The organism is Olivibacter sp. CPCC 100613, assembly GCF_036959255.1.
GTDB lineage: Bacteria > Bacteroidota > Bacteroidia > Sphingobacteriales > Sphingobacteriaceae > Olivibacter.
In genome coordinates this window covers 1,298,707-1,313,828 of sequence record NZ_JAWMTI010000001.1, presented here as the reverse complement: position 1 = coordinate 1,313,828, position 15,122 = coordinate 1,298,707, and the positions used below count along the sequence as shown (strand labels likewise).

12 protein-coding genes are annotated in these 15,122 nt (G+C 40.8%); 6 read left to right on the top strand and 6 right to left on the bottom strand.

What is annotated here, in order from left to right; translation table 11 throughout:
• The first annotated feature begins 74 nt into the window (after positions 1-74).
• Positions 75-1,880 carry a translational GTPase TypA gene (gene typA, locus RYH73_RS05310; RefSeq protein WP_335312351.1) on the top strand — a complete coding sequence of 602 codons (1,806 nt, stop codon included), beginning with the start codon at positions 75-77 and terminating at the stop codon, positions 1,878-1,880.
• Positions 1,881-1,994: 114 nt separating this feature from the next.
• Complete coding sequence (locus RYH73_RS05305; protein ID WP_335312349.1) at positions 1,995-2,699, top strand: class I SAM-dependent methyltransferase; 705 nt, start codon at positions 1,995-1,997, stop codon at positions 2,697-2,699.
• Here RYH73_RS05305 and RYH73_RS05300 read toward each other — a convergent pair.
• Positions 2,686-4,167: a lipopolysaccharide biosynthesis protein gene (locus tag RYH73_RS05300; RefSeq protein ID WP_335312348.1), complete on the bottom strand. Its 1,482-nt coding sequence runs from the start codon at positions 4,165-4,167 to the stop codon at positions 2,686-2,688. The two genes, RYH73_RS05305 and RYH73_RS05300, sit on opposite strands and share 14 nt — an antisense overlap.
• A 48-nt stretch (positions 4,168-4,215) precedes the next feature.
• On the opposite strand from RYH73_RS05300, the gene RYH73_RS05295 reads away from it, so the two are divergent.
• From RYH73_RS05295 to RYH73_RS05280, 4 genes are read left to right on the top strand one after another with little or no spacing between them, the layout of a single operon-like run.
• On the top strand, positions 4,216-5,226 hold the full coding sequence (locus tag RYH73_RS05295) for a glycosyltransferase (RefSeq protein ID WP_335312347.1): 1,011 nt from the start codon (positions 4,216-4,218) through the stop codon (positions 5,224-5,226).
• 7 nt (positions 5,227-5,233) lie between these two features.
• A complete protein-coding gene (locus RYH73_RS05290; RefSeq protein WP_335312346.1) occupies positions 5,234-6,163 on the top strand; it encodes a sugar transferase in 930 nt (309 codons plus the stop codon).
• A complete protein-coding gene (locus tag RYH73_RS05285) occupies positions 6,160-6,864 on the top strand; it encodes a DUF5672 family protein (RefSeq protein WP_335312345.1) in 705 nt (234 codons plus the stop codon). The genes RYH73_RS05290 and RYH73_RS05285 overlap by 4 nt, the downstream gene beginning before the upstream one ends.
• Before the next feature lie 3 nt (positions 6,865-6,867).
• Positions 6,868-7,641, top strand: a complete 774-nt coding sequence (locus RYH73_RS05280) for a glycosyltransferase family 2 protein (RefSeq protein WP_335312344.1) — start codon at positions 6,868-6,870, stop codon at positions 7,639-7,641.
• Positions 7,642-7,668: 27 nt separating this feature from the next.
• Here the strand turns inward: RYH73_RS05280 and RYH73_RS05275 are convergent, their stop codons facing one another.
• The 5 genes from RYH73_RS05275 to RYH73_RS05255 form a co-directional block, all read right to left on the bottom strand.
• The gene (locus RYH73_RS05275; RefSeq protein WP_335312343.1) at positions 7,669-10,113 is read right to left on the bottom strand and encodes a YfhO family protein; all 2,445 of its coding nucleotides are present in this window, start codon (positions 10,111-10,113) and stop codon (positions 7,669-7,671) included.
• Positions 10,114-10,278: 165 nt separating this feature from the next.
• Positions 10,279-10,563: a DUF4834 family protein gene (locus RYH73_RS05270; RefSeq protein WP_335312342.1), complete on the bottom strand. Its 285-nt coding sequence runs from the start codon at positions 10,561-10,563 to the stop codon at positions 10,279-10,281.
• Positions 10,564-10,699: 136 nt separating this feature from the next.
• A complete protein-coding gene (locus tag RYH73_RS05265; RefSeq protein WP_335312341.1) occupies positions 10,700-11,185 on the bottom strand; it encodes a hypothetical protein in 486 nt (161 codons plus the stop codon).
• 3 nt (positions 11,186-11,188) lie between these two features.
• Entirely contained in the window at positions 11,189-12,520 is a 1,332-nt protein-coding gene (gene tilS, locus RYH73_RS05260; protein ID WP_335312340.1) for a tRNA lysidine(34) synthetase TilS, read from the bottom strand.
• A gap of 102 nt (positions 12,521-12,622) precedes the next feature.
• Complete coding sequence (locus tag RYH73_RS05255; RefSeq protein ID WP_335312339.1) at positions 12,623-15,037, bottom strand: OstA-like protein; 2,415 nt, start codon at positions 15,035-15,037, stop codon at positions 12,623-12,625.
• Positions 15,038-15,122 lie beyond the last annotated feature (85 nt).

The window sequence follows — 15,122 nt, the reverse complement described above, 5'->3', positions numbered from 1 at the left end:
GCGCAAAATTTTCCATCTAGTCCTTTGATACTCAAAGGAAGATGGGGAATTAATAATGAGATATACATACTTGGATGCAACAAATTAGAAACATTGCGATTATTGCACACGTCGACCATGGTAAAACAACATTGGTTGATAAAATTTTACACTACACTAAATTATTTCGTGACAACGAACAAACAGGTGAGCTTATTCTGGACAATAACGACCTGGAACGTGAACGGGGTATTACCATCGTTTCGAAAAACGTATCCGTGCGTTATAAGGATGTCAAAATAAATATTATTGATACCCCCGGTCACGCCGACTTTGGTGGTGAGGTCGAGCGAGTATTAAAAATGGCCGATGGTGTTATCCTTTTAGTTGATGCTTTTGAAGGCCCGATGCCTCAAACGCGTTTTGTAACCCAAAAAGCGCTTGGCTTAGGATTAAAACCCATAGTAGTCGTTAATAAAGTAGACAAAGAGAACTGCCGTCCGGAAGAGGTGTATGAGCAGGTCTTTGAGCTTTTCTTCAACTTGGATGCTACGGAAGAACAGTTAGATTTTCCGGTGCTTTACGGATCTTCTAAAATGGGATGGATGTCCCAAGATTGGAAACAACCGACTGAAGACTTCACTGATTTACTGGACGCGATTTTAGAACATATCCCTGCTGCCCCCTATAAAGAAGGTACCCTACAAATGCAGATTACTTCGTTGGATTATTCGTCTTTTGTGGGCCGTATTGCCGTTGGCCGTGTAGCCAGGGGCACTATCAAAGAAAACCAGCCGGTATCGTTGGTAAAACGTGACGGGAAGGTTATAAAATCGCGCGTCAAAGAGCTTTATACCTTCGAGGGTCTTGGTAAGGTAAAGGTGCAAGAAGTTCCATCAGGCGATATTTGTGCCGTTGTAGGGATCGAAGGGTTTGAAATCGGTGATACCATCGCAGATTTCGAGAATCCGGAACAACTGGAGGTCATACACATTGATGAACCCACGATGAACATGTTGTTCACCATCAATAACTCACCTTTTTTTGGTAAAGAGGGTAAATTTGTAACCTCTCGTCACTTATATGATCGTTTGCAAAAAGAAATGGAGAAAAACCTTGCCTTAAAGGTCGTTTCTACTGATTCTGCTGATGCGTTCCTTGTGTATGGACGAGGGATTCTTCATTTATCTGTCTTGATCGAAACCATGCGCCGTGAAGGCTACGAATTGCAAGTGGGTCAACCTCAGGTAATCTTAAAAGAGATCGATGGTGTGAAATGTGAACCGATCGAAACCTTGGTAGTAGATGTGCCGGCCGAAGTATCAGGTAAGGTAATCGAATTGGTAACCCAGCGCAAAGGTGAATTATTAGTGATGGAAACCAAAGGCGATATGCAACACCTGGAATTTGAGATTCCTTCGCGTGGAATCATCGGTTTAAGGAACAACGTTTTAACGGCCACCGCAGGTGAAGCCGTAATGGCGCATCGTATAAAAGATTATCAGCCGTGGAAGGGTACGATCCCCGGTCGCTTAGCAGGTGTGCTTGTTTCGATGGAAAAAGGGCAAACAACCGCCTATTCAATCGATAAATTACAAGACAGAGGTCACTTCTTCGTAGATCCCGGAGTAGATATTTATGAGGGACAGGTTGTGGGAGAGCATACCCGTGATAACGATTTAGTAGTTAATATTGTAAAAGGAAAGCAGTTGACGAACATGCGTGCCTCCGGTAGTGATGATAATGTGCGTATTGCACCTGCCATTAAATTTTCACTGGAAGAAGCCATGGAATATATCCAAGCGGATGAATACATTGAGGTAACGCCTCAGAACATCCGTTTAAGAAAAATTTACTTGACGGAAAATGAACGTAAAGTAAATGCAAAAAAATTCCAATAACTTTTATATTATAAAAAAAACAGGGTGACTTTCGAGCCACCCTGTTTTTTTATGGATAGACTTTATAGCTGTGTAAATTTTATTATTATTGCATCATATCAAACAGACGTGAACATGAATAGGCTCGATGTACTTAACACGATCATCAAACAAAAAAATGCTAAAACCTATCTAGAGATCGGTGTACAAACCGGTACGATTATCTCCAAGGTGCAATGCCCGCGGAAAATAGGTGTTGATCCTGAGTTTTTATTCAGCATACCCTTGAAGGTAAAACGCCTATTGGGTATAACAAAGTTTGAAACCTATGAATACACCAGTGATTACTTCTTTGATCACCATGCAAAAACGGTTTTGAAAGAAGGGATCGATGTGGCTCTGGTAGACGGGCTACATACGTATGAACAATCAAAACGCGATGTAGAGCATTGCTTAAGCTATCTAAACGAAGGGGGGATTATTGTTATGCACGACTGTAACCCCTTAAATGAAGCTGCCGCATATGTCATTAAAGAGCATTTCAATGAAGTACGGGAAAAAGTTCGGAACTGGGATTTACCTGGCTGGCAGGGACAGTGGAATGGTGACGTCTGGAAAACAGTGGCTGATCTAATCGTTACGCGCCCGGATCTTATGGTATTTACCTTAGACATGGATTATGGGCTCGGTGTGGTCGCCAAAGGCAACCGAAACATCGATGTTCCTTTTACCATCGATGAAATACAACGAGGCGACTATGCTTTTTTCGAGAAAAACCGCCAACAATTGCTCAACTTAAAACACCCCAAATTTATTCAGGAATTCATTAAAACCGCTTAATAAACCGCCTGCGAAAATCAGCAACCAGCTCATTGATATCACTTGACAAGTGAAGGAAGTAAACAGCACTGCCATACAGTATTGTCATCACTCCCCCACGGATAAGGGTATCTAGATAGAGATTTTGTTGAACAGGTATGAGGGTGCTAAGCCAATAAACGATTATGCCAATCGCTATCAATAGCAAATTATTGAAAGTAAACGGCTGTAGTTTAAACTTAATCAGAATAAACAAGTACCTTGAAAGATTAAAAATAAACATCGTTAGTGCAGTCGCCATGGCTGCCCCGGTAATTCCAAACTTTGGAATAAAAAGTAGGTTATTCGCGATTGTCACGCCCACCAAAGCCAGGTAAAAGAAGGAATCGTATCGATAGTAACGGGACGTCGCAAGAATCACCGCATTGACCCCTGTAAGCGCATCGAACAAATTAGCTAAGCCTATAAAAAAAACGATGTATACACCACTCGCGTAGTCCGGTGGAAGTATCTTTAATGCATTGTGTATATTCGCCCATACCACAATAAATAGAAATAGGGCTACAATCGATTGGTTGATACAACTTTTTCTATACACGGTTTGTATATTCTCCATGTCCTTTCTGATCCAGGATTCCGCAATTACCGTATAAGCAATACTGTACAAACTTCTTGTAGGTAATGCGATGATGATTCCAAAGGATGCAGCGATACTGTAAATGCCGGTATCTGCCAAGCCAAAATAACTATTCACCATGTAGCGATCAATATTATCGACCAGTAGCGGTGATGCACCGGTTAATATACCAAATAAGCATAAGTTAAATAAATTCCGCTGGACATTTTTATTCAAAAAGGCAAAATTTGGCTCCAGTGAAAAATGCCCTTTTCGTATCAATCGAATCATCATCAAGAGCATAGGCATGAGGTTGGCCGATAACCACAGCCACATAAACGATCGGAAGTCAAGGACACGGAATATCAGGAAGAGCACACAGATTAAAACAAGCAATTTAAGGGTAAATTCGCGAATAAGTCGCCCCGCGGCAGCATCGTATAATAACCTCGAATATAAATCAAATACATTAAAGTATAAATTAGCAAAGGTAAGCGGGATGAGATACCAATAATAGTTGCGAAAGAGGTTGTTATCTTGGGATTTTTGACTTATTATCAATTCTTTAAAATAGTATGCACCGATTACAAATAACAAGAAACCAGCCAGCGATACCAAACAAGCCAAAAACAAATAGCCATTGTGCTTGTTCTTCTCATTCCGGAAGTACGGAAAATAGCGTGCAGTAGCATTAAAACCGAGAATAGCAAACTGGGCAAATATAAGGGAAAAGGAAGTCAGGATATTTATCAGGCCCACTTGATCCGTATCAAGCACCTTTGTTAAAATAAACGTATTGGTTACAAAACCGATAAAAACACCGATATAGGAAAAGAAGGTGCCTTTTAAGGTTTGTTGTTTAATAATCCCCATTTTGAATTGCGATTTCTGTTTATCTATTGTAAACTTGCATAAAATAAGATGACAAAGATAGCATATAATGTTTGTGTGTTAACCGTAACCTATGGAAACCGATGGGCTTTTTTAAAACAAATATTAGATCGCGTCTTATCGTTTGAAAATGTTGTTGATATTATTGTGGTAGATAATGGCACTGAATATGACCTTCAAGCAGCACTAAGTCAGCTAAACAATCCGCTTGTTACCCTCCTTCAACAGCCAGAAAACCTGGGTTCCGCAGGTGGGTATAAGGTAGGATTAAGTCATTTTGTGGCCGATTCGAAGGCTGATTTTATTTGGTTGTTGGATGATGACAATTTACCCGAAGTAGATGCTTTAATACATTTGTTAAATGCTTGGCCAACCATTCCCTTGCGGGAAGATAAAAAGGCTTTATTCAGTTTACGAACAGATCGCAAGAATCACATCCTCATCGCTAAAGGGGCCAATCCCGATCAATATTATCTGGTGCCTGATAACTTCATGGGTTTCCATCTTTTTCGAATCCTGAGCAATCGATACCGAAAGTTAATGGACCAACATCGTTATAAGGCTTTGCCCTTACGCGCGAATAAGCTTCCCTATGTTCCTTACGGTGGACTTTTTCTACACCGGCATCTCGTGCAAGCCATTGGTTATCCCGATGAGCGATTCTTTGTATATGTAGACGATTCGGATTATACCCATCGAATTACCGAAATAGGAGGAGAGATCTGGCTCATTCCCGACAGTCGGATCAATGACATCGATATTTCGCAGGGAATTAGGTACAAACACCGATTTTGGCGTTCGTCTATACTCGATTTATGGAATTTCCGCACTTTTTATCAAGTGCGAAACCGACTTTATTTTTATTCACGCCATGCCCTAAAAAATAGATTTATTTTTGCCCTTAACAAGTGGCTTTATATGACCGGACACCACCTTATCAGCGTCATTACCGGAAAGGGTAAAGCTTATAAAGAATTCAGAAAAGCAGTTGCTGACGGTTTATCCGGGCGACTCGGAAAAAAGGAAAAACCTACCAATTGATTATCGCATGCAAAATCCAGCACCCATCGCTTTATTCGTTTACAACCGTCCTGAACATACGCGTCGAACCATCAAGTATCTTCAGGAAAATTTATTAGCGGAGGATAGCCGTTTATTCATTTTTTCGGATGCAGCAAAGCATGGCGAAGAGGAGGAAAAAGTAAACCAGGTTCGAGCACTGATTGGTCAAGCGACCCGTTTCAAATCGATCAAATTAATCAATCGGAAACAACACATGGGCTTAGCCAAATCCATTATTACCGGTGTTACCCAGCTGGTAAATGAATATGGTAAAGTTATTGTCTTTGAAGATGACCTGCTAAGCTCACCCTATACACTTAGCTACTTCAATGAGGCTCTCCAGCGCTACGAGAAAGAGGACAGCGTCATGCAAATTGCAGCCTATATGTTTCCATTATCGGAGAAAGAGGCTTTAACCCAAACTTTTTTTCTACGGTCAATCAACAGCTGGGGATGGGCTACTTGGAAGCGAGCTTGGGAACATTTTGAACCTGATATTGATCAATTACATACACAATTTGATTTGGAAAAAATTCATCGTTTTACCGTAGATGGTACCATGAAAAATTATTGGAAGCAATTTATGGACTTTAAAAATGGGAAAAATGATTCTTGGGCCATTCGCTGGCACGCATCTGTCTTTCTGAAAAATGGCTTGGTATTATACCCGGCCAAATCTTTAATAGAAAATATCGGTCACGATGGCAGCGGGGTACACTCTATTATAGAAGACACATACCGAGTTCACCCCTCTCGAAAACCTATTTCCTCCTTTCCTACGGTTGTAAAGGAGGATGTGACTGCACTGGCGCTTGTTAAGAACTTTTATAAAAACAGAAAGGGAAGCTGGATAAAGAGAGGGCGTAAGTTTGTTGCCAATCAGTGGTTTAGGCTAAAAAATAGGTTCGTTAAATGAAAGTTGCCATTGTTATTCCCATATACAAAGAGTTGGCCGACCCGGATGAGAAGCAGGCCTTTTGGCAATGTATAGAAGTGCTGGGGAATTATCCTACGATCTTAGCTGCTCCTCAGTCGTTAAACACAACCTATTATGAAAACTTGACCGACAAACCGTTAGTTATACAACGTTTTGACGATACTTTTTTCAAAAGTGTTACCGGCTATAGTAAATTACTTACCAGCAAGCATTTTTATGAAGCATTTGATGCTTATGACTACATTTTAATTTATCAGTTGGATGCATGGGTGTTTCGCGATGAACTGTTGACCTGGGCCGAAAAAGGCTATGATTACGTGGGTGCTCCTTGGTTGGAGGCTCCCCCCATCACCTCGGGAAAAAAACCGATTATTAACCTTTCTAGCTACTTAGTCAATAAAGTTGGAAACGGGGGGCTCTCGCTGCGAAAGGTAAAAAGTCACATCAAGTGGAGTTTTTGGGCAAGTTGGATGTTTAAATTTCTTCCAAAAAATGAGGATATGATATGGACCCTATTTGTTCCCTTTAAAAAACCCGATGCGCAGGAAGCACTTGTTTTTGCCTTTGAGAGACAGCCACGTCAATCGTATATACTTACCGACCAACACTTACCTTTTGGCTGTCATGCCTGGAACAAATATCAACCCGACTTTTGGCGGCAATTCATCAAAAAATATTAAAGTATGGTTTTTTCAAATTCAGCTGAACTTTCTCCCCTATTGAGTGTCATTACAGTGGTCTACAACAATGTAAAGGACCTGGAAAGAACCATTCAATCGGTTTTGAAACAAGATTATACGAATATTGAATATATTGTTATTGATGGTGGTTCAACAGATGGAACACTCGCTGTTATTGAAAAATACCGATCCTTGATTTCAATAATTGTCAGCGAACCGGACGAGGGTATTTATGATGCAATGAATAAAGGAATCCGCCTCGCTACGGGTGACTACCTCCTATTTATGAATTCGGGAGATGAAATTTATGCCTCCAATACGGTAAGCAATATTTTTTCTTCACAGGCTTTTGCTGATATTTATTATGGTGAGACCGAAATGATTGATACAACCGGTAAAAGTTTAGGGAGAAGACGGCATCGTGTGCCCGAACGCTTTACCTGGAAAAGTTTTAAGTATGGTATGTCTATTAGTCATCAGGCGATTTACATAAAGAAATCACTTGTTGAGCCGTACAATCGGCACTATCATTTAAGCGCCGATATTGATTGGATTTTAACCGCTGCAAAAAAAGCACGCACCATTGTCAATACCCATCAATACGTGGCAAAATACCTAGTTGGCGGTCTTTCAAAAAAGAGGCACCGACAAAGTTTAAAAGAGCGTTTTCATATCTTCACCAAACATTACGGATTGATTCCGAATCTTCTTCACCATAGCGTTATTGCCTTCAACCTCTTATGGTATTATTTATGGCATGGACGAACCAACGACTAAACACCTGAATTCGATCACCGTACCCTATTAGGCAGCGGATTTTCGTTCCTTCCAAATAGCAAAACCTAAACCCAATACCAAGATTATGGAGGCAATTAGCGATATATTCTCGCCCATATAGTAAGATTGCGGCTCAAACTTAAATTCCACTTTATGATTTCCTCCCGGTAGTTGTGCCGCACGTAAAACGTAATCTGCGCGCAGAATAGGCACCTCTTGTCCGTCGACAAAAGCCTTCCATCCTTTATCATACCAAATTTCGGAAAATACAGCCATTACGTCATTCGGAGCTGTATAATCGTAAACTAAGTGGTCAGGTCGATAGCTCGTTAACTCAATACTGGCATTGGTGGGACGCCCTAAGCGCTTCTCGTCAATTTTCCCCTTAAACTCCTGGTGAATAAAGGCCTCTTTTTTAGGATCAAAACTATCAATTGCATTCATCTCCTCCTCATTACTCTTTACAAAAGTTACCCGATCAACAAACCAAGCACTCCCTGCTGCTTTATCTCTTCGCTGAATGCTTTGCGAGGTTCCTTCCCGATTATTGGTGATCAAGTAGCGCGTATTCAACATGTCCAGGACATCTTCATTAATGGATTTGGAAAACTGTCGCTCCAATAGTTCCTGATAACGCATTAATTTGGCCGCATGATATCCCCCGATATTTTTATAGAAGTAAGAAGGTGAAGCATTGTTGAAAGGATCAACCGTTAAGTCTAACACCCGATATTCTTTATCTTTATCCATCAAAATCAGGTTATCCACCTCGCGCGGTTTAAAGAAAGATTGCTCTAAACGTTCCTTTTCTACAAAGCTGTCTTTATTCAGGTATCGGTTATCTACTCCCCATAAATCGACTAAAATAAGAATACCTAAGGCAATAGTGGCGGTTTTCGCGTTCAATTTATTTTTTGCCAATAACCAAACAACACCTGCAGTCAATAAGATAAATAGTAACGAACGGAAGGCATCGCTTCTTGCCAATCCGGCACGATCTTGTACGAGCGCATTTCCTAGAGACTGGGCAAAGCCATTATTTTGCGTTTGCTTTGAAATGGATTGAATAAGTTGTTGATGGTTCGGTGCTTGAAAGCTAAAGAATAGATCGGGCAATACCCATACGATGAAAGATATGCCGCCAACAATTGCCAGCGAATACATTATTTTTTTATCCAGTTTTTCAATTGCTTTTCCATTCCGAATAATTTCATCAATCGCCATAATAGCTAAAATGGGAATGAGAAAAGAAGCGACCACTAAAGTAGATTCAACTGCCCTAAATTTATTGTACAACGGAAAATAATCAAAAAACAAGTCCGATATAAACGTAAAATGGCGTCCCCAAGAAAGCACAATACTTAAAAGGGTAGCCGATAAAATCCACCACTTAATCCGGCTCTTCACCACGAACAAGCCTAAAACAAATAAAAATAAAACCGCCGCACCAAAATACCAAGGCCCCGAAGTTCCTGGCTTATCGCCCCAGTAAACGAGTCCGGCCGTTTGATCGGCACCAAATCCTTGGCTACTGAGCAATTTCACCGTATTTGAATTTTCATCAAATTTGTTTTGGGACCCTCCACCATAAGCGTCCGGAATTAAAAAAGTAATACTTTCACCAACACCTTGGCTCCATGCATAGGCATACTCTTTACTTACGCCCTGTTGTGCCGAACCTTTCGTTTCGGATGTGATATTGGATTTACCACGAATTGATTCCTTTGAATATTCATACGTTGTCCATAGCAAACCGGCATTGATGGCCAGCGCAATGATACTTGCAATCGCCATAAATCCGATTGACTTCAGGAAAGCAGCCGTCTTTTTCGCTTTCACCACATGATACAATTCGATACCAATCAGAATCAGTAAAGCGATAAAGAGATAATAGGTTACCTGGATATGATTAAAGCGGATCTCCAAAGCAAGGGATAAGGCTAAAATGGCAGCGCCCATGAGGTTTTTACCCCGTAAACAGAGCAGCATACCCGCCACTATCGGTGCAAATAAGGCAATCGCATAGGCCTTATTGGCATGGCCTGCCTCTATATAGATAAAGTTGTATGACGTAAAGGCAAATGCAATGGCTCCTACTGCTGCTAACCAGGGCCTGACCCCGAGCACATTTAATAAAAGATAGGCACCTAGCAAATACAGTAGCACGACATCCATGGGATAAGGAAGCGCTCCCTTTAAACCCGCCATAATATGCGTACCTATATTTTTTGGATAAGACACCCATATTTGATAAGAAGGCATTCCACCGAACATTGAATTTGTCCAAAGCGGGCCTTTACCATCCTGTTCCCTAAAGTCCATGATCTCCTTCTGCATTGCCTGAGCTTGGGTAACATCACTCTGTAAGAGTACTTTTCCTTGCCAGGCGGGTGCAAAATAAATAAGGCAGATAATGATAAAGATGCCTATGATGGCAAAATGAGTAGCATTTCGGTTGAACCAATTCTTCATTCTTTTGTATTCTTTGAGCTAAGGTTCAAACCTATTACAAAAAAATGATATTTCGAACTTTTAAGGACTCGAAATATCATTTTTTCTTAATTTGTTGTCTATTGCTTTCAGGCAACAGGCCAAGGAGAAGCTTACGTGTTGCTACGATGAGTTAATAGAGGCAAATTATTTTATTTCTTCAAAATCAACAAACTCACCTACCCTACCATTGGTAGTGGAGGGTTTATTTTTGGTTTCTCTTGGCGGTACATAATCAATACGCACCTTACCATCCGGCCGAGGTGCATTTTCCCCTGTATAAGATCCTGTTTGTCTTTCGTATTGTTTTTGAGCCTCCTGTTGCATTTTGCCAACAAACATTGCCATGAGGTAAGGAAATAATACCGTCGCCAACATGCGAAGTACCCATAAAATCAAAATTGCAATTAATAATATCTTTAATAAACCCATCAATATCAGTATTAAAATATAATCGTCTAGCGCGAACGTGTGCTTTATATTGCATCACGCTTTACTAACAAACTTACGTAATTATTAAGTAAATAGTATAGCTAATAGTTTTTAAATGTGGTTATTGACAATAAATTTACGATTCTTTCGCCTTTAAAATGGCCCTCGTCAAATCATTAGGATGTTGGGTTCCTACGACATAAACCAAACCGTCTCTATCGGTCAACCAGACGGCTCCCTTTCCGCCGGCATAAAAACGGATCTTCCCTTTTTGATGGAGGTTATATACGGGGCTGTTGATAAGGTATGAACTATAGAGCCCGTTTTCGACTTTAACAATACTATTGAGGTCTATTTTAACCAGTCTTGCAGTCCACAGCCCTTGCAGAATAACACTCTTGTTCTTCACGGTGATGCGATAATGTAACATATACATCATAATGATGGAAACGATTAAGATAATACATCCCACGAGCAGAAACAATTGCTCACTCCGCTCTCGCTCTGTACTCACATAATAAGCCGCAAAGCAAAAAAGTGCCATTACCAATCGTACACTTACCCAGCCACGATCACGACCAAGGTATTGATTTTCAACAAATAAAGGTTTGTCTTCTTCCATCTTTTATACGCACTCTAAGATAGCAACTTTTTTTGTTTTGTCCGTAATTTTATATCGGTCATCCATCCGATAGGGCACCACCCAAACAATATCACCATTGCCATTTACAATCAAGGGGATTTCTTTTTTATGAAAGCGTGGTATTTTCAACGATATAAAATAGTCACTCAGTTTCTTTTTTCCTCTCATTCCTAAAGGCCTGAACCAGTCTCCTTCCTGCCAAGACCGTACCAAAAGCGGAAATCGCAATTTATCCGCATCTACAGCCACCTTTCCAAATTCATTTGTCTTGTTGAGCCCCTCGGCTCGTTTTACCGTTAAGCGATATCCCTGGTATATCACTTCCTGACCAAGACTTAAAAACAATCGAGGAAGATCGAAAGGTTCATTTTTTTGCAGTAGGAGATGCTCACGGTTAAGCAGTAATTTATGAGTATCCGAAAAGAACTGTTTACCCGTTCGGTTGTCCTTATGCCAAATTGAAACCAAATCGTCAAGGACTTCCGGGAGAAATTGATACGGTTTAAAAAGCTCATACAATAGGGTACGCAGGGGTTGAAGTTCTTGCAGCGCCTTTAATTCTATTTGATGCGCTTTAGAGGCTGTTTCAACAAACAGTTTATTTCGTAATTGTTCGCTATAGCTCTTTAGTAAGACTTCCAGTTCCTCAAAGCGCTTACTATTTTCCTGAAAGGTTTTTTCCAATGATGGATTAATTTCCTTTAATGGGGGTACTACTTCCAATCGGATTTTATTCCTCAGATAGTCGGTAGAAAAATTCGATTCATCTTCTCGATAAACTAACTTGTTTTCTTCTACCGCTTGTGTCACTTCCTCACGTGTTAAAAACAGTAGCGGTCGAATCAATACGTCCCTTTTAGGTAAGATACCATGCAGCCCCGAAATTCCTGTACCGCGCGTTAGATTAAGCAATACAGTTTCCACGGAATCATTCTGATGGTGCGCTAATGCGATGTACTGATAATTTTCAGCCGATCTTAGCAGCTCAAACCATTCGTATCGCAATGTCCGAGCGGCCATTTCGATGGAAATACCTTGCTTTTCCGCACTGGCTCGTGTATCGAAACGCTTAACAAACAAGGGCACCCCCATTTCAGCAGCCAAATTTCTTACCAGTTCCTCATCCCTCTCGGAGTTTTCTCCTCGCAATTGAAAATTGCAATGTGCAATACCAAACGGCAACTTAGCCTGCTCAAATAGATGCACCAGCAGCACCGAATCCCGACCACCGCTAACCGCCAATAAGGTAGGATGCTCGTGACTGATCAGTTCATGTTCTTCGCCAAATTTCAGAAAACGTTCCAAAAGCCCCATGAGCCAAAGGTATATAAAATTGTTTATTGATAAACCGGGAAGCCACCCCCTTCATCAGGGATTTTACCTTTAAAGAAATTCTTTTTTTAACAGTCCACTTGGTTAATTGCTAATGAGCGGCTTCTCTTTTTTGCTTAGGCTGTCAGCACGTTGTTTCTGCTCGGGCGCAGTAATAGCGTCCTTCTTTCCATTGCGTATATCGGAGGCAGCGGGTGCCTTAACGGTGTCTTTTTGTTTTACACCCGAGGCTTGTTGTGATGCCGCTTTGGATGCCACCGTATCCGTCTGTAAGCTATCATTCGTATGCGCTTTTGCACTGTCTATAGCAGGTTCTACGACTGCAAGAATTGGATTGATAATTTCTTCTTTACTTTTCGGTCTATCTTTTGGCTTCCAAATAAAACCAGGAAGTATTTCTTTATCAGGATCAAATGCTGCAAGAGGTGTATAGCTAGTTTCCGTTTTTCGGATATTGAGTATTTCAGAAACTTCGTTATTGTTGAAGATAATCTTGATCCGGGCACCAATACTTTTCGTCATACCATTTATCTTATTCTCCTCCTGCGTATAATAAATACTTTCGGCGTTCCCGTCCACATACATAAGAGCCAGTTTATTGTCGGTAAAGAAACCGGTAATTTTCCGCCCTTTAACCTGATTAAACTTGACAGAATCCAATTGGGTGCTCACGATAAATGCATTACTTTTTAAGAGCATATTATCCAATTTCTGATTTTTCAACTGCATATAAATCGTGTCGCCTGACATCTGAGATCCTTGCGCCCAGATCATAGGATTTCCATAACACCTGATAATGGAATCAGGATATCCATAATAGGCCGAGTCGGCACGTGCCTGTAGATCGGATTTGAAAATGCGCATATGGTGGTAGGCTTTAACAATACGGGTTCGGGCCGTATCCATCGTGCTCGTATCTCGCGGTGCGGTATTTAAAGCTGACTGTTTTGCGAGTAATAAGGAACTGTCCGCCTGTCCCACTTTTGGAATTATGCTGATCGAATCGATTAACAAACTATCCGCTGCCAGCTCTTTACTGATCAATTCTCTTTGTGTTTTGGCAATCGAATCATCACGAAGTTTGGTGTTTTTGGCAATTACTTTTTTAATCCCTTCTTCATCAAGCTCTTTTGGTGGTGCTTTTTTATATAGGCTATCTTTCGTAGCGAGCTTCATCAACGAGTCGGCAGATAAATCGGCTTTCTTTACCAGTACTGTGCTGTCTAAGGGTACTTTTGTAAGTAAGCTATCCCCTGAAAGGACGGCTTTTTTTTCGTTATCCAGGCTGTCTGCTCCAAGTAATTGGGTAGAATCTGTCGAAGTTGAATCCAGTAGGGGGGCTCCCAAGCTGTCGGTAGGCGCTTCTGTGAAATCTTCTTCTTCCTCTGCGTCTAAATCACCACCATCTCGCCTCAAATTAAGTTCAATCGGTTTATAATCCTTCAAGAAGATCACACGCGAATACAGCGTATCGGCAGCCATATAAACCGAATCTGTGCTGGATCGGGAAGAATTATTTAACGTATCTTTTTGTATAGAATCTTGGGCTGCAAGTACTAAATCGGCCTGTTTTAAACTATCAGTAGCTAAACTATCTGCTGAATTTTCCTTTGTCGTCGAGTCGTTATTCACCACCATAATCATATACGCTTTTTCCGTCATGGTGATACTTTCATCCTTTTTCAGGTAAACGCCTCGCTGTCCATATAAAATCCCTTGTTGTGCTGTATCAATAAATACAACGTTTTTGATGGCCCTTCCATAGCCCTGTTTACCATCGTAGTAAAGACTGTCGCCGCGTAAAAATTTGCTTCCTTCCGTATACAGGTTATTTTTCCCAAATCGTGCGCGATCTGTTTCCGTATGATAGTCGCCATTTTCGGTGTACAGATTGCCTCCATTTTTGCCTTTTATATTGGTTGGACCATAAAAATAGGCCATTTTTGAAAGCGAATTGTAGCGTAATGTATCGGTGAAAATATTGGACTCGGGTGTGCGAACAACAACTTCATGTCTGAAATAGGCATCGGAACTGTTTTCAAAGTAATATCCCGTTTTACTATTGAGTGTATCCTTTTGGTTAATGATTCGTCCCCCTTCAGTATAAGTCCCTATTTTTGAGTTGAGGTTATAAGTGAGGTGGTTGGTCGTTAAAACAGCGCCCTTCGTATCAACCATTCGCACATTATTCGTTAATATAGCAATCCGATCGTCTTTTATATAATGGAGCTTATCGGCATAGACCACCGTGCCGTTCGGTTGCGTGATTACCACATTGCCAAAAGCGTCAAAAAAACGTTCCTCGGGATTGTAGTCTGAGCTATCAGCTGATAATGTACTGCCCTCATGCAAAAAAACAGGTTTATAAAATCGATTGACTCCCCATTCTTTCCGTGCCTCATAATCCCGAGAACTGATTAACCGAACTTCCTTTTGCGCTTGTACAAAAAGAGGAAGTATACAGCATAACCAGGTTAACAGTATAATACATTTTCTCACTTGACAAAGGTACCTAAATAAATAGCTTGAAGGAATGTTTTAAGAAATTTTAACAAAGACTTCCAAGGGTTCATCCTTACAAAAA